The sequence below is a fragment of the Streptomyces sp. TRM68367 genome (assembly GCF_014495685.1).
Classification (GTDB): domain Bacteria; phylum Actinomycetota; class Actinomycetes; order Streptomycetales; family Streptomycetaceae; genus Streptomyces.
Genome location: NZ_JACTVI010000057.1, coordinates 1 through 14,853, shown reverse-complemented (window position 1 = coordinate 14,853; position 14,853 = coordinate 1). Strand labels below are relative to the sequence as shown.

The following is a 14,853-nucleotide window of genomic DNA, read 5'->3' as shown; positions in this document are numbered from 1 at the left end:
GCCCTACGCCCCAGCCGCACCGTCGGCTGGCCAGTGCCCCGGCAGGCAACGTTCGCCCCGTCGCGACGCCCGGCACGCCCTCTCGCCGCACCGGACGAAAGCCCAAGTACATCCAGTACGAGGACTTCCGGCCGGCACGCCGAGAGCACGCACCGGACGCCGCTCCTTCACGGACAAACGTTGCCTGTCGCGGCACTAGCGTCCGCGCGAGCCGTCTCCAGCAGTTCCTCCGCGTGGGCCCGGGCCGTCTCCGAGTCCTCCTGCCCGGCGAGCATCCGGGACAACTCCCGGATCCGCTCCTCCCCTTCGAGCACCTTCACACCCGACCGGGTCACCGACCCTTCGTTGGTCTTCTCGACCAGCAGCTGCCGGTCGGCGAACGCGGCCACCTGCGGCAGATGCGTCACGACCACCACCTGCGCGGTCTTCGCCAGCCGCGCGAGCCGCCGCCCGATCTCCACGGCCGCCTTGCCGCCGACACCGGCGTCGACCTCGTCGAAGAGATACGTCGGCACGGGATCCGTCCCCGCGAACACGACTTCCACGGCCAGCATCACGCGCGACAGCTCACCACCGGACGCGCCCTTGGCGATGGGCCGCGGCGGCGCCCCCGGGTGCGGGGCCAGCAGCAGTTCCACCTCGTCTGCGCCCGACGGCCCGCACGCGACCGTACGCCCGCCGACCTCGATGCCCTCGGGGTCCTCGGTCTGCCGGATGTCGAACGACACGCGCGCGTGGGGCATGGCGAGCGAGGCCAGCTCGGCGGTCACGGCGGCGGCGAACCGCTCGGCGGCGTCGGTCCGCGCGTCCGTCAACGCCTGTGCGAGACCGCCCAGTTCGATCCGGAGCGCGTCCCGCTCGGAGGTGAGTTCCCCGATCCGCTCGTCGTCGCTGTCGAGTTCGGTCAGCCGTTGCGCACTGCTCTCCGACCAGGCCAGCACGGCGGCGACGTCCTCGCCGTACTTCCGGGTCAGCCCGGTGAGCGCGGCCCGCCGCTCCTCGACGGCCCCCAGCCGCAGCGGATCGGCGTCCAGGTCGTCGGCGTACCCCGCCAGCTCCCCGGCCACGTCGCGCAGCAGGATGCCGACCTCGCCGATCCGGTCGGCGAGCGAGGCCAGCGCCGGGTCGTGCGACCGTACGGCGTCCAGGGCGCGCTGGGCGCCCGCGACGAGCGTGGCCGCGTCGATGCCCTCGGGGTCCTCCGGATTGCCCGCGAGCGCCGCGTGCGCGGCCGTGGCGGCGGACGACAGGGCCTCCGCGTGCCCCAGCCGCTCCGCCTCCTCCGCCAGCTCCGTGTCCTCACCGGTACGCGGCTCGACGGCGGCGATCTCGTCGAGCCCGTAGCGCAGCATGTCGGCCTCCTGGGCCCGCTCACGCGCGCGCGTGGTGATCTCGTCCAGCTCGGCGGACACGGCCCGCAGCCGCCGGTACGCCTCGGTGTACTTGGCGAGCGGCACGGCGACAGCGTCTGAGGCGTACCGGTCGAGCGCCTGCCGCTGCCGGGACAGTTTCAGCAGCCCCTGCTGGTCGGTCTGCCCGTGCACGGCCACCAGCTCGTCGGCCAGCTCGGCGAGCATCCCCACGGGCACGCTGCGCCCGCCCAGATGCGCCCGCGAACGCCCCTCGGCGGACACGGTACGGCTGATCAGCAGCGCCCCGTCGTCCAGCTCGGCCCCGGCCTCCTCGGCGCGTACGGCGGCCGCGGCGTCGTCGGGCACGGTGATCCGCCCCTCGACGACCGCCTTGCCGGCACCGATCCGCACGAGCGCCGGATCCGCCCGCCCGCCCAGCAGCAGCCCGAGACTGGTGACCACCATGGTCTTGCCCGCACCCGTCTCACCGGTGACGGCGGTGAATCCGGGCGACAGCTCGACGACAGCGTCGTCGATCACTCCGAGCGACCGTATCCGCATCTCCTCCAACACGAACATGACCATACGAGGTCCGGCCACCCCAGTGCGAGGCACCCTGTCACCTAGGGGAGTGTCCCAACCTGAAAGGGGCGCGGGGGTGTATCAATATGCGGCTCCGCCGCGTGGGCGCGACCAGCCGCAGACCACCCGCACCCGCCGACGACGAGAAACCGCTCCTCACAGATGGCTAATGAGGCGCCCCCCGCCACCCCGAAACCGGCAACGCAAACTTCGCCACCAGCCGATCCGTGAACGACGCATGATGCAGCCGGGCCAACCGCACCGGCACAGCCCCCCGCCGCACCTCAACCCGCGCCCCAGGCGGCAACTCCACAGTCCGCCGCCCGTCACACCACAACACACCCGGCGAAATATGCGGCACCACCTCAACCGCGAGCACCGAATCCGGCGACGTCACCAGCGGCTTGGCAAAAAGCGCGTGCGCCGAGATCGGCACCATCAGCAGCGCCTCCACCTCCGGCCACACCACAGGCCCGCCCGCCGAGAACGCGTACGCCGTCGAACCCGTCGGCGTCGCACACACGATCCCGTCACAGCCGAACCCGGTCACCGGCCGCCCGTCGACCTCCAGGACCACCTCCAGGAGCTTCTCGACGGACCCCTTCTGCACGGCGGCCTCGTTGAGCGCCCAGTCGGTGTGCACGATCTCGCCGTTGCGGTGCACGACCACGTCGATGGTCATGCGCTCCTCGACCTCGTACGCCCTGGTCACCACCCGGTCGACGACCTTCTCCAGGTCGTCCCGCTCGGCCTCGGCGAGGAACCCGACCCGCCCGAGGTTGACCCCGAGCATGGGCACCCCGGACGCACGCGCGAACTCGGCACCGCGCAGCAGCGTGCCGTCGCCGCCCAGCACGATCAGCAGCTCGCACCCGTCGAGGCACTCCGCAGTCGCCTCCCTGACCAGCTCGACCTCTTCGGGCAGCGGCAGATCGTGTGCCTCCGCCTCCAGGCCGCGCACGCCGATACCGCACCGCAGCAGGCCCTTGACCAACAGCTCGGCGCTGCGAATCGCCGCCGGCCGCCCCGTGTGGGCGAGCAGGAAAACAGTACGAGCTCGGTTCTGTGTCAACGCGGCCCCTCCGCCACTGCACGGTCAACGTCGGCCGGGTCCAGTGCGTCGGCCCCGGCCCGCAGCCACAGGAAGTATTCGACATTGCCCGAGGGCCCGGGCAGTGGACTGGCCGTCACGCCCCGTACCCCGAGGCCCATCCCCCAGGCCTTCTCGGCCACCCCCCGCACGGCCTCGGCGCGCAGCTGGGGGCTGCGCACGACTCCCCCGCTGCCCAGCCGTTCCCTGCCCACCTCGAACTGCGGTTTCACCATCATCACCAGGTCGGCGTCCGGCTTCGTGCACCGCGCCAGGGCGGGGAGCACCAGGCCGAGCGGGATGAAGGACAGATCCCCCACGACAAGATCCACTGGTTCCCCATCGATCGCTTCGAGCGTCAACTCGCGTACGTTCGTACGGTCCTTGACGGTGACTCGTTCATCATTCTGGAGAGACCAGGCGAGTTGTCCGTATCCGACGTCCACGGCGACGACGTGCGCGGCCCCGGCCCGCAGCAGGACGTCGGTGAAGCCGCCGGTGGACGCGCCGGCGTCCAGGGCCCGGCGCCCCTCGACGACCAGCCCCTGCGGCACGAAGGCCTTGAGCGCGCCGGCGAGCTTGTGGCCGCCGCGGGAGACGTAGTCGGGGTCGCTGTCGTCGGCGGTGACGACGATGGCCGCGGCGGTCTCCACCTGCGTGGCGGGCTTGGTCGCGACGGCCTTGGCGACGGTGACCCGCCCGGCGGCGATCAGCTGGCTGGCGTGCTCGCGCGAGCGCGCGAGCTTCCGGCGGACCAGCTCCGCGTCGAGACGGCGGCGTGCGACTCCTGCCACGGTCGGTTCAGCTCCTGTGTCCGTACGACGAATCTGACTCGTGGCCCGAAGGGCCTCGTTGAGGGGTGGTGGTCGGGTGACGGGTGGGAGCCGGCGGTCCCGGGCGGGCGTCGAGCGCGGTGAGCGCGTCGCGCAGCCCCCGGTGCACATCCTCGTACACCTCGACGTGCCCGTCCGTGGCGAGGTGGTCGGCGTCGCCCAGCCGCTCCAGCTGGACGTCCACCTCGGCGTTGCCGGTGGGCGTGCGGGGGACGTTCAGCGGGGCGGGGGCGGCGGGGTCGTACACGGAGTCGTACTCGGGCTGCTCCTCCGCCGCCACCTGGGCGTCGGTCTCGGGCAGAGAGTCGTTCATGCCCTGACGCTACCGCGAATTCCTGGGGTACCGTCGATCGCGATGGCCACGATCGAGGAGTGCCGCGCCGCACTCGACAAGCTCTCCGACAACATGCAGCACGCCGAAGGGGACGTCCGCACGGCCGCGGCCCTGGACCGCTCCGTGAGCTGCCACATCACCGACCTGGACGTCACGTTCGCCGGCCGCATGGCCGGCGGGCGGATCGAGGTCCGGGAGACGCTCCAGGGGCCGCCCCGCGAGAAGGCCCAGATCAGACTGGCCCTGTCCGGCGACGACCTGGTGGCCCTGGTCGACGGCGAGCTGCACTTCGCCAAGGCCTGGGGCTCGGGCCGCGTGAAACTGCATGCGGGCCTGCGCGATCTGCTCCTGCTCAGGAAGCTCCTGTAGCGGGCACCCTCAGGAAGCTTCTGTAGCGGCCACCTTCGTCACGTCCGTCTTCGCCCCGGCCCGGGCCTTCCGCGCGGCCGGCACCACCAGCGGCGTCCCCGTCTCCGGATCGTCGATGACCTGACACCGCAACCCGAACACGTGCTCGACCAGCTCGGCCGTGACGATGTCGCCGGGCGCGCCCTCGGCGATGACCTCGCCGCCGCGCAGGGCGATGAGGTGGGTGGCGTACCGGGCGGCGTGGTTCAGGTCGTGCAGCACGGCGACGAGCGTGCGCCCCTGCTCCTCGTGCAGCTCCGCGCACAGGTCGAGCACGTCGATCTGGTGCTGGATGTCCAGATACGTCGTCGGCTCGTCGAGCAGCAGCAGCGGCGTCTGCTGGGCGAGCGCCATGGCGATCCACACACGCTGCCGCTGGCCGCCGGAGAGCTCGCCGACGTACCGGCCGGCGAGTTCGGCGACCCCGGTCTGCCGCATGGACTCCTGGACGACCCGCTCGTCCTCGGTCGACCACTGGCGCAGGACGCCCTGGTGCGGGTACCGGCCCCGGCCCACCAGGTCGGCGACGGTGATCCCGTCGGGCGCGATCGACGACTGGGGCAGCAGGCCGAGGGTCCGGGCTACCTTCTTCGCCGGCATCGACTGGATGACCTGCCCGTCCAGCAGCACCCGGCCCTGACTGGGCCTGAGCATCCGCGACAGCGCCCGCAGGAGCGTCGACTTGCCGCACGCGTTCGGGCCGACGATCACGGTGAACGAGTTGTCGGGTATCTCCACCGACAGCTGCTCGGCGATGACGCGCTGGTCGTAGGCGAGGGTGACGGTCTCGGCGGACAGGCGGTTCACGGTGCTCCTTCGGTGTTCTTGTTCGCTGAGCCACTCATATCCGGCCGGCCCTGCGCTCGGTGACCAGCAGCCACAGCAGGTAGACGCCGCCGAGCACGCCGGTGACCACACCCACGGGCAGCTGGTCCGCGCCGAACGCCCGCTGCGAGGCCCAGTCGGCGGTGACCAGCAGGGCGGCGCCCATGCACAGGGACGGCAGCAGGTTCGGCCCGGGCGAGCGGGTCAGGCGCCGGGCGAGCTGCGGCGCAGTGAGCGCGACGAAGCTGACGGGACCGGCGGCGGCGGTCGCGGCCGCGGTGAACAGGACGGCGGCCACCATCAGCAGCAGCCGTACGCGTTCGGCCCGCACCCCGAGGGCGTACGACACGTCGTCGCCCATCTCCATCATTCGCAGCCCGCGCGCGCCCGCGAGGACGAGCGGCACGAGCACGGCGCACAGCGCGAGCAGCGGCCAGACCTGGGCCCAGTCACGGCCGCCCAGGGATCCGGTCATCCACACGACCGCGCGGGCGGCGTCGACGATGTCGGACTTGGTGAGCAGATAGCCGTTGACCGCCGTCATGATTGCGGAGACGCCGATGCCGACCAGGACCAGCCGGTAGCCGTGCACGCCCCGCTTCCAGGCGAGCAGATAGATGGCCATGCCGGTCACGAGGCCGCCGATGAGCGCGCCGACGGCCACCTGGTTGGCGCTGCCGGAGAACACCACGATCATCACGAGCGCGCCGGCCGTGGCGCCCTGTCCGAGGCCGAGCACATCCGGACTGCCCAGCGGATTGCGGGAGATGGACTGGAACAGCGCGCCGCCGAGGCCCAGCGAGGCGCCGACCAGCAGCCCCACCAGGACGCGCGGCAGCCGCAGCTCGTTGACGATGAACTCCTGCCCGGGGTTGCCGTCGCCGACCAGCGTCTTCAGCACGTCGCCGGCCGGGATCGGGAAGTCGCCGGTGCCGATCAGCACGACGCTCGCGGCCAGCGCGGCGGCCAGCAGCAGGACGACGACGGTCAGGGCCCGGACGTCCAGCCGGAGGGACAGCCCGCCCGGTGTCCTTACGGCTCGGTTGGCACGGGTGGTCTTCACAGCTGCGTCGTCCTCCGCCGTCGTACGAGAAAGATGAACACCGGGCCGCCGAGGATCGCGGTGACGATGCCGACCTGGACCTCCGCGGGCCGGGCGGCGATCCGGCCGAGGACGTCGGCGCCGAGCAGCAGCACGGGCGACAGGATCGCCGCGTACGGCAGGATCCAGCGCAGGTCGGGCCCGGTGAAGGAGCGGACGACATGCGGGACCATCAGCCCGACGAACACGATCGGCCCGCAGGCGGCGGTCGCGGCCCCGCACAGCACGGTGGCGGCGAGCATGGACAGCGCCCGGGTGCGGTTCAGGTTGGCACCGAGGGCCTTCGCGGTGTCGTCGCCCATGGCCATGGCGTTGAGCGGCCGTGCGAGGGCGAGCGCCAGAACCATGCCGACCGCGAGGAACGGCAGCACCTGCCGGATGATCCCGTTGTCCGCCGAGGCCAGCGAACCGACCGTCCAGAAGCGCATCTTGCCGAGCGCCGCGTCGTCCATGATCATCACGGCCTGGAGGTAGCCGTACAGGGCGGCGGTGAGCGCCGTACCGGCGAGCGCGAGCCGCACCGGCGTCGCGCCCCGGCCGCCGCCGAGGAACCACACCAGCGCTCCGACCACGGCCGCACCGGCGAACGCGAACCACACATAGCCGGTCAGTGAGGTGACGCCGAAGTAGGTGATGGCGGTGACGACCGCAGCCGACGCGCCCGCGTTGATGCCGAGCAGTCCGGGGTCGGCCAGCGGATTGCGGGTCAGCGCCTGGAGCACCGCCCCGGCCAGGCCGAGCGCGGCGCCGGCGAGCAGCCCGAGGATCGTCCGCGACAGCCGGTCGGCGACGACCACGTCACCGTACGTGCCCGAGTCCTCGAACAGCCCGTGCCACACCTCCCCGAGGGACAGCCCCTTCGCACCGACCGCGATGCTCGCCAGCGCGACGAGCCCCAGAATCCCGGCGGAGAGGAGCAGACCGAGGGCGCGTATCGCCCGGCGGTTGGGGGGCGCGGCGGCTTCCGCGCGCTGTTCGGGAGGACTCTCAGCCAGCACGCAGTTAGGTTAGCCTACCCTCGCAAAAACCCACGAAGCCGATCCCTGGAGCACGGCCGCAGGTGCCAGTGGCGTCCGCAGCCTCCCCCAGTGCCTCAAAGGGCCTGGGAGGTACCCCCAGGGCGGCACGGGTGGGCGATGGGGGTGCCCCCCGCGCGAACTCGTTCGAGCGTGGGGGAGGCACCCCGCCAGCGCGGGCGAGCGCACCCACCCCGACCCCAACGCCGGGCAACCGGCGAACCCACCCCGGCCCAGCCCTCGCACCGGTGCCCTCCCGGCCGGTGACGCCTGTCACCACCCCAGCCGCGCCAGCGCCTTCCCCGCATCCAGCTCACTCACACCGTCCCCGGCCACCGTCCAGGCCGCCGCGCACAACGCCCGCAGCCCGTCCAGGCTCTCCCCGTCACCCTCCAGCTCCAGCCGATCCTCGCGGGCGGCCGCCGTCCAGCCACCGCACCGGAACCCACCGTCACCCGCCTCGGTGACCTCCGGCTGCCCCGTGAGCAGCCCCCGCAGATCCGCGTCGACATACGTCGGCCGATGCCGCGCCGGCGCAGCGAGCAGCCGCGCCGCGTCGGTCACCCCGGTCAGGACGAGCAGCGAGTCGACGTCCCCGTTGAACGCGCCCTCGATGTCCGTGTCCAGCCGGTCCCCGACCACCAGGGGCCGCCGCGCCCCCGTGCGCAGGATCGTCTCCCGGTGCATCGGCGGCAGCGGCTTGCCCGCCACCTGCGGCTCGGCACCGGTGGCTATGCGTACGACCTCCACCGCCGCACCGTTGCCCGGCGCGATCCCCCGCGCACTCGGGATCGTCAGGTCGGTGTTGGACGCGAACCACGGCACCCCGCGCGCGATCGCGTAACAGGCCTCCGCGAAGCGCCCCCACGGCAGTTCGGGCCCGCCGTACCCCTGCACCACCGCCGCCGGGCCGTCCTCCGCCGACTCGACAGGCACGAGCCCGCGCTCGCGCAGCGCCACCCGCAGCCCCTCCCCACCGATCACCAGCACACGGGAGCCCTCCGACACCTGCTCGGCGATCAGCCGGGCCACCGCCTGCGCCGAGGTGATCACATCCCCGGCCCCTGTCGGTATGCCCAGCTCGGTCAGATGCGCGGCGACGGTGTCCGGAGTCCTGAGGGCGTTGTTCGTGACGTACGCGAGATGCATTCCGCCTGCGCGGGCGGTGGCGAGCGACTCCACGGCGTGCGCGATCGCGTTCCCGCCCGCGTACACCACCCCGTCCAGGTCGAGCAGGGCCGTGTCGTACGCCTCGCTCAGGGCCTGCCCACTGCCCTCGGGCCTCGTCCTGACGCCCTGGCTCATTCCGCATCGCTCCCTGGTGTGCTCGTTTCCCCCGATCATCCCCCATGCCACTGACACCCGTACGATGCCGGGATGAACACAGCAGGTCACTCGGAAGCAACGGCGCGTCGGGGCCTGGAACTCACCCCGTTCCGAGGCCTGCGCTACGACCCCGACCGGGTCGGCAGCCTCGCCGCCGTGACCTCCCCGCCGTACGACGTCGTGGTCCGCCCCGACGGCGTGCTCCAGCTCCAGTCCGCGGACCCTTACAACATCGTCCGCCTGATCCTGCCGCAGGCCGCCACACCCAGCACCCGCAACGAACAGGCCGCAGACACCCTGCGCCGCTGGCTGTCCGAGGGCGTCCTGACCGCCGACCCGGAACCGGGCCTGTACGTCTACGAGCAGCGCGACGGCGGCGGCATGCTGCAACGCGGCATCATCGGGGCCCTGCGCGTGTCCGACCCGGCGGAGGGCGTGGTGCTGCCTCACGAGGACGTCATGCCGCACATCGTGGCCGACCGCGCCGCCCTCATGCGGGCCACCTCGGCCAACCTCGAACCTCTCCTGCTGACCTACCGCGGCAACGGCCCGGCGTCCGCCGCGGCCGAGGCCGTCGAGCGGACCGCCGAGAAGCCGCCGCTGCTGTCGACGACCACGGAGGACGGTTTCAGCCACCGCCTGTGGTCGGTCACCGACCCCACCGAGGTGGCGAAGATCCAGGCCGACCTCGCCCAGCACCAGGCCCTCATCGCCGACGGACACCACCGCTGGGCGACCTACCGCACGCTGTGCGCCGAGCATCCCTCGCCCAGCCCCTGGGACCACGGCCTGGTCCTGCTGGTCGACACGGCCCGCTACCCGCTCCGCGTCCGCGCCATCCACCGCCTCCTGCACGCCCTGCCGGTGCGGGACGCCCTGGCCGCCCTGGACGGCCTGTTCCAAGTACGGCGCCTGGACGCACCCCTGGAGGAGGCGCTGGAGACGCTCGCGGACGCGGCCTGCGCCGGCAACGCGTTCCTGCTCGCCGGCGGCGGAGCCTTCCACCTCGTCGACCGCCCGGACCCGGAGCTCCTCGCCCGTACGGTCCCCACCGGCCACCCCGCGGCCTGGCGCACCCTGGACGCGACGGTCCTGCACGCCACCCTCCTCGACCACGTCTGGCGCATACCCGAGGACTCCCCCGCCCACATCGCCTACATCCACGACACGGCGGCCACGGTCAGGAAGGCGGAACGCGACGGCGGTACGGCCGTCCTGATGCACCCGGTCCGCGAGGAGGTCGTCCGCGACCTCGCCCGCCAGGGCGTCACCATGCCCCGCAAGTCGACGTCCTTCGGCCCGAAACCGGCGTCGGGCCTGGTCCTGCGTGCGCTGGACCTGTGACGCGGCGGGAGGACCTGAAATACGGGAAGGGGCGGGACCCACCAGGGATCCCGCCCCTTCCCCAGGCACGTCAGTCCTTGTCGCCGCCGCCTTCCTCCACGACGTCCACGTCGCCCTCGTGCTCGTCCAGGGCATCGACGAACTCCACCCCGTCCAGCTCGGCGAGCCGGTCGGAGGCGTCCGTGCTGCCGTCCCGGTCGGACTCCACCGCCTTCGCGAACCACTCCCGCGCCTCGCCATCCCGCCCGGCGGCGAGCAGCGCGTCCGCGTACGCGTACCGCAGCCGCGCGTTCCACGGCTGTACGGCGTTGGAGGCCAGCTCGGGACTCTGCAGCGTCACAATCGCCGCGTCCAGCTGCCCCATGTCACGCCGGGCGCCGGCCACGACGAGCCGCATCTCGACCTGCCCGGCCTTGTCGAGCTTGTGCACCTCCGGCGCCCCGGCCATGTCCAGCGCTTTCTCCGGCCGCCCGAGCCCACGCTCACAGTCGGCCATCACGGGCCACAGGTCCACGTTGCCGGTCATGCGCCGCGCAGCCCGGAACTCGGCGAGCGCCTCCCCGTACTTCTGGTTGGCGTACGCGGCGAACCCGGCCGCCTCCCGTACTGCGGCGACGCGTGATGCCAGCCGCAGGGCCACCTTGGAGTAGCCGTACGCGGCCCCAGGCTCCTCGTCCAGGAGCCGGGCGACCATCACCAGGTTCTTGGCGACGTCTTCGGCGAGCGTCTTCGGCAGGCTCTGCAACTCCTGCCGCACGTCCTTGTCGATCTCGTCGCCCGTGACGTCCTCCGGGATCGGCAGCCGCTTGATTGGCTCACGATCCCGCTCCTCGCGGAAACGGCCACCGCCGCGCCGGTCGTCACGGTCCCGGGACCCACCGCCGGGACGGCCCCGGTCGTCGCGCCGGGGGCCACGGCCGCCTCGGTCGTCCCGTCCACGGAAGCCGCCTCGGTCATCCCTGCCACGGGAACCACCTCGGTCGTCCCGGCGCCGGAAGCCACCGCGCTCGCCGCGGAGACCGCCACGATCGCCGCGGCTGTCCTCGCGGCGTCCGTGGCCGCCGCGGTCGTCCCGGTGGTCGTCCCGGCGATCGTCCCGACGGTCATCAACACGACGCTCGTCGCGGCGGAAGCCACCCCGGCCGCCCCGCTCGCCGCGATCGCCACGGTCGTCCCGGCGGAAACCGCGGTCACGGTCGTCCCGACGCGGGCCGCGATCACGGTCGTCGCGACGGAAACCGCCACGGTCGCCGTCACGGCGGTCGTCCCTGCGGTCATCACGCCGATCGTCGCGGCGCTCACCCCTGCGGTCATCCCTGCGATCATCGCGGCGGAAACCACCCCGCTCACCACGGTCGTCCCGGCGGAAACCGCGGTCACGGTCGTCCCGACGCGGGCCGCCGTCACGGTCGCGGTCACCGCGCTGGAACGATGGACGAGGGGCGCGGTCGCCTTCCCGCCGATCGTCCCGCCGATCGTCCCGCCGATCGTCCCGCCGATCGTCCCGCCGATCGTCCCGCCGATCGTCCCGCCGATCGTCCCGTCGGCCAGGCCCGCCACGGCTGTCATCACGCCGGAAGCCACCCCGGTCACCGTCGCGACGGCCGGAGCCACCCCGCGAGTTGCCACGGCGGTCGTTGTCACGGCGGAAACCGCCACGGTCGCCGCGGTCACCACTGTCCCGTCGCCGCTGATCGCGCTCCGGTCGGTCGTCGGGAGAGTTGGTGGACATCGGTGGACTCCTGTCTTCGGTACCGCAAGTCATTCTCGCGCAGCCGAGTACCCGGCGCGCTCTGGAAATACGAAAGGACCCCTGGCCCCAGCTGAACGCTGGTGACCAGGGGTCCTTCCCAAAGATTGTTCGGCGGCGTCCTACTCTCCCACAGGGTCCCCCCTGCAGTACCATCGGCGCTATAGGGCTTAGCTTCCGGGTTCGAAATGTAACCGGGCGTTTCCCCTACGCTATGACCACCGAAACCCTAATGGTTTCGAGCGAACAAGCACACTCTTCAATTGTCTGTTCTGCTCAAAGCCGACAACTGTTCGTTGCCTCAGAACTGACACAGTGGACGCGAGCCTCTATGGACAAGCCCTCGGCCTATTAGTACCAGTCACCTCCACACCTCACGGTGCTTCCAGATCTGGCCTNACACAGTGGACGCGAGCCTCTATGGACAAGCCCTCGGCCTATTAGTACCAGTCACCTCCACACCTCACGGTGCTTCCAGATCTGGCCTATCAACCCAGTCGTCTCCTGGGAGCCTTAACCCCTCAAGGGGGTGGGAGTCCTCATCTCGAAGCAGGCTTCCCGCTTAGATGCTTTCAGCGGTTATCCCTCCCGAACGTAGCCAACCAGCCATGCCCTTGGCAGAACAACTGGCACACCAGAGGTTCGTCCGTCCCGGTCCTCTCGTACTAGGGACAGCCCTTCTCAAGACTCCTACGCGCACAGCGGATAGGGACCGAACTGTCTCACGACGTTCTAAACCCAGCTCGCGTACCGCTTTAATGGGCGAACAGCCCAACCCTTGGGACCGACTCCAGCCCCAGGATGCGACGAGCCGACATCGAGGTGCCAAACCATCCCGTCGATATGGACTCTTGGGGAAGATCAGCCTGTTATCCCCGGGGTACCTTTTATCCGTTGAGCGACGGCGCTTCCACAAGCCACCGCCGGATCACTAGTCCCGACTTTCGTCCCTGCTCGACCCGTCGGTCTCACAGTCAAGCTCCCTTGTGCACTTACACTCAACACCTGATTACCAACCAGGCTGAGGGAACCTTTGGGCGCCTCCGTTACCCTTTAGGAGGCAACCGCCCCAGTTAAACTACCCATCAGACACTGTCCCTGATCCGGATCACGGACCCAGGTTAGACATCCAGCACGACCAGACTGGTATTTCAACGACGACTCCACACTAACTGGCGTTAGCGCTTCACAGTCTCCCAGCTATCCTACACAAGCCGAACCGAACACCAATATCAAACTGTAGTAAAGGTCCCGGGGTCTTTCCGTCCTGCTGCGCGAAACGAGCATCTTTACTCGTAGTGCAATTTCACCGGGCCTATGGTTGAGACAGTCGAGAAGTCGTTACGCCATTCGTGCAGGTCGGAACTTACCCGACAAGGAATTTCGCTACCTTAGGATGGTTATAGTTACCACCGCCGTTTACTGGCGCTTAAGTTCTCAGCTTCGCCCCACCGAAATGGAGCTAACCGGTCCCCTTAACGTTCCAGCACCGGGCAGGCGTCAGTCCGTATACATCGCCTTACGGCTTCGCACGGACCTGTGTTTTTAGTAAACAGTCGCTTCTCGCTGGTCTCTGCGGCCACCCCCAGCTCCGAGTGCAAGACTCTTCACCAGGAATGGCCCCCCTTCTCCCGAAGTTACGGGGGCATTTTGCCGAGTTCCTTAACCATAGTTCACCCGAACGCCTCGGTATTCTCTACCTGACCACCTGAGTCGGTTTAGGGTACGGGCCGCCATAAAACTCGCTAGAGGCTTTTCTCGACAGCATAGGATCATCCACTTCACCACAATCGGCTCGGCATCAGGTCTCAGACACATGCCAGGCGGATTTACCTACCTGACGTCCTACACCCTTACCCCGGGACAACCACCGCCCGGGATGGACTACCTTCCTGCGTCACCCCATCACTCACCTACTACCAGCTCGGGCCACCGGCTCCACCACTTTCCATTCCCCGAAGGGTCCGGAACGGCTTCACGGGCTTAGCATCACTGGATTCAATGCTTGACGCTTCACAGCGGGTACCGGAATATCAACCGGTTATCCATCGACTACGCCTGTCGGCCTCGCCTTAGGTCCCGACTTACCCTGGGCAGATCAGCTTGACCCAGGAACCCTTAGTCAATCGGCGCACACGTTTCCCACGTGTGTATCGCTACTCATGCCTGCATTCTCACTCGTCAACCGTCCACAACTCGCTTACACGGCTGCTTCACCCGGCAGACGACGCTCCCCTACCCAACCCAGCCACCGTTAGATGCATATGCTGGATTGACACGACTTCGGCGGTACGCTTGAGCCCCGCTACATTGTCGGCGCGGAATCACTTGACCAGTGAGCTATTACGCACTCTTTCAAGGATGGCTGCTTCTAAGCCAACCTCCTGGTTGTCTCTGCGACTCCACATCCTTTCCCACTTAGCGTACGCTTAGGGGCCTTAGTCGATGCTCTGGGCTGTTTCCCTCTCGACCATGGAGCTTATCCCCCACAGTCTCACTGCCGCGCTCTCACTTACCGGCATTCGGAGTTTGGCTAAGGTCAGTAACCCGGTAGGGCCCATCGCCTATCCAGTGCTCTACCTCCGGCAAGAAACACACGACGCTGCACCTAAATGCATTTCGGGGAGAACCAGCTATCACGGAGTTTGATTGGCCTTTCACCCCTAACCACAGGTCATCCCCCAGGTTTTCAACCCTGGTGGGTTCGGTCCTCCACGACCTCTTACAGCCGCTTCAACCTGCCCATGGCTAGATCACTCCGCTTCGGGTCTTGAGCGTGCTACTGAAACGCCCTCTTCGGACTCGCTTTCGCTACGGCTACCCCACCCGGGTTAACCTCGCAACACACCGCAAACTCGCAGGCTCATTCTTCAAAAGGCACGCAGTCACGA

Annotated in this window: 12 protein-coding genes and 2 rRNA genes; 3 read left to right on the top strand and 11 right to left on the bottom strand. The window is 69.6% G+C overall.

Going from position 1 to position 14,853, the window contains the following annotated elements:
• Positions 1 to 167: 167 nt before the first annotated feature.
• From recN to H8R17_RS29185, 4 genes are all read right to left on the bottom strand, one after another.
• Positions 168 to 1,937 carry a DNA repair protein RecN gene (gene recN / locus H8R17_RS29200; RefSeq protein WP_187826220.1) on the bottom strand — a complete coding sequence of 590 codons (1,770 nt, stop codon included), beginning with the start codon at positions 1,935 to 1,937 and terminating at the stop codon, positions 168 to 170.
• A gap of 163 nt (positions 1,938 to 2,100) precedes the next feature.
• The gene (locus H8R17_RS29195; protein ID WP_187826219.1) at positions 2,101 to 3,006 is read right to left on the bottom strand and encodes an NAD kinase; all 906 of its coding nucleotides are present in this window, start codon (positions 3,004 to 3,006) and stop codon (positions 2,101 to 2,103) included.
• Positions 3,003 to 3,818 carry a TlyA family RNA methyltransferase gene (locus H8R17_RS29190; RefSeq protein ID WP_187826218.1) on the bottom strand — a complete coding sequence of 272 codons (816 nt, stop codon included), beginning with the start codon at positions 3,816 to 3,818 and terminating at the stop codon, positions 3,003 to 3,005. The genes H8R17_RS29195 and H8R17_RS29190 overlap by 4 nt, the downstream gene beginning before the upstream one ends.
• A gap of 7 nt (positions 3,819 to 3,825) precedes the next feature.
• Entirely contained in the window at positions 3,826 to 4,170 is a 345-nt protein-coding gene (locus tag H8R17_RS29185; RefSeq protein ID WP_187826217.1) for a hypothetical protein, read from the bottom strand.
• A gap of 42 nt (positions 4,171 to 4,212) precedes the next feature.
• Between H8R17_RS29185 and H8R17_RS29180 the strand changes: the two genes are divergently transcribed.
• Entirely contained in the window at positions 4,213 to 4,560 is a 348-nt protein-coding gene (locus H8R17_RS29180) for a sterol-binding protein (RefSeq protein WP_187826216.1), read from the top strand.
• 9 nt (positions 4,561 to 4,569) lie between these two features.
• Here H8R17_RS29180 and H8R17_RS29175 read toward each other — a convergent pair whose 3' ends face one another.
• From H8R17_RS29175 to H8R17_RS29160, 4 genes are all read right to left on the bottom strand, one after another.
• Entirely contained in the window at positions 4,570 to 5,406 is an 837-nt protein-coding gene (locus H8R17_RS29175; RefSeq protein WP_187826215.1) for an ABC transporter ATP-binding protein, read from the bottom strand.
• A 34-nt stretch (positions 5,407 to 5,440) separates the two neighbouring features.
• Positions 5,441 to 6,487, bottom strand: coding sequence for an iron chelate uptake ABC transporter family permease subunit (locus H8R17_RS29170; protein ID WP_187826214.1), 1,047 nt, complete (start codon positions 6,485 to 6,487; stop codon positions 5,441 to 5,443).
• Positions 6,484 to 7,524 carry an iron ABC transporter permease gene (locus tag H8R17_RS29165; RefSeq protein ID WP_187826213.1) on the bottom strand — a complete coding sequence of 347 codons (1,041 nt, stop codon included), beginning with the start codon at positions 7,522 to 7,524 and terminating at the stop codon, positions 6,484 to 6,486. Before H8R17_RS29165 ends, H8R17_RS29170 begins: the two co-directional genes overlap by 4 nt.
• Positions 7,525 to 7,815: 291 nt before the next feature.
• Entirely contained in the window at positions 7,816 to 8,847 is a 1,032-nt protein-coding gene (locus tag H8R17_RS29160) for an HAD hydrolase-like protein (RefSeq protein ID WP_187826212.1), read from the bottom strand.
• Positions 8,848 to 8,919: 72 nt separating this feature from the next.
• On the opposite strand from H8R17_RS29160, the gene H8R17_RS29155 reads away from it, so the two are divergent.
• Positions 8,920 to 10,212, top strand: a complete 1,293-nt coding sequence (locus H8R17_RS29155) for a DUF1015 domain-containing protein (protein WP_187826211.1) — start codon at positions 8,920 to 8,922, stop codon at positions 10,210 to 10,212.
• 70 nt (positions 10,213 to 10,282) lie between these two features.
• On the opposite strand, the gene H8R17_RS45865 is transcribed toward H8R17_RS29155, so the two are convergent.
• Positions 10,283 to 11,014 carry a tetratricopeptide repeat protein gene (locus H8R17_RS45865; protein ID WP_223125617.1) on the bottom strand — a complete coding sequence of 244 codons (732 nt, stop codon included), beginning with the start codon at positions 11,012 to 11,014 and terminating at the stop codon, positions 10,283 to 10,285.
• Positions 11,015 to 11,266: 252 nt separating this feature from the next.
• On the opposite strand from H8R17_RS45865, the gene H8R17_RS45860 reads away from it, so the two are divergent.
• Complete coding sequence (locus H8R17_RS45860) at positions 11,267 to 12,049, top strand: hypothetical protein (RefSeq protein ID WP_223125628.1); 783 nt, start codon at positions 11,267 to 11,269, stop codon at positions 12,047 to 12,049.
• A gap of 22 nt (positions 12,050 to 12,071) precedes the next feature.
• Here H8R17_RS45860 and rrf read toward each other — a convergent pair.
• A 5S ribosomal RNA gene (gene rrf / locus H8R17_RS29145) occupies positions 12,072 to 12,188 on the bottom strand.
• Positions 12,189 to 12,382: 194 nt separating this feature from the next.
• Positions 12,383 to 14,853: ribosomal RNA gene (locus H8R17_RS29140) — 23S ribosomal RNA — on the bottom strand; the annotation flags it as partial.

What these genes read in the sequence shown, in the direction of transcription:
- recN (WP_187826220.1), bottom strand. Translation starts at nt 1,937, where the DNA reads ATGGTCATGTTCGTGTTGGAGGAGATGCGGATACGGTCGCTCGGAGTG.
- H8R17_RS29185 (WP_187826217.1), bottom strand. Translation starts at nt 4,170, where the DNA reads ATGAACGACTCTCTGCCCGAGACCGACGCCCAGGTGGCGGCGGAGGAG.
- H8R17_RS29180 (WP_187826216.1), top strand. Translation starts at nt 4,213, where the DNA reads ATGGCCACGATCGAGGAGTGCCGCGCCGCACTCGACAAGCTCTCCGAC.
- H8R17_RS29160 (WP_187826212.1), bottom strand. Translation starts at nt 8,847, where the DNA reads ATGAGCCAGGGCGTCAGGACGAGGCCCGAGGGCAGTGGGCAGGCCCTG.
- H8R17_RS29155 (WP_187826211.1), top strand. Translation starts at nt 8,920, where the DNA reads ATGAACACAGCAGGTCACTCGGAAGCAACGGCGCGTCGGGGCCTGGAA.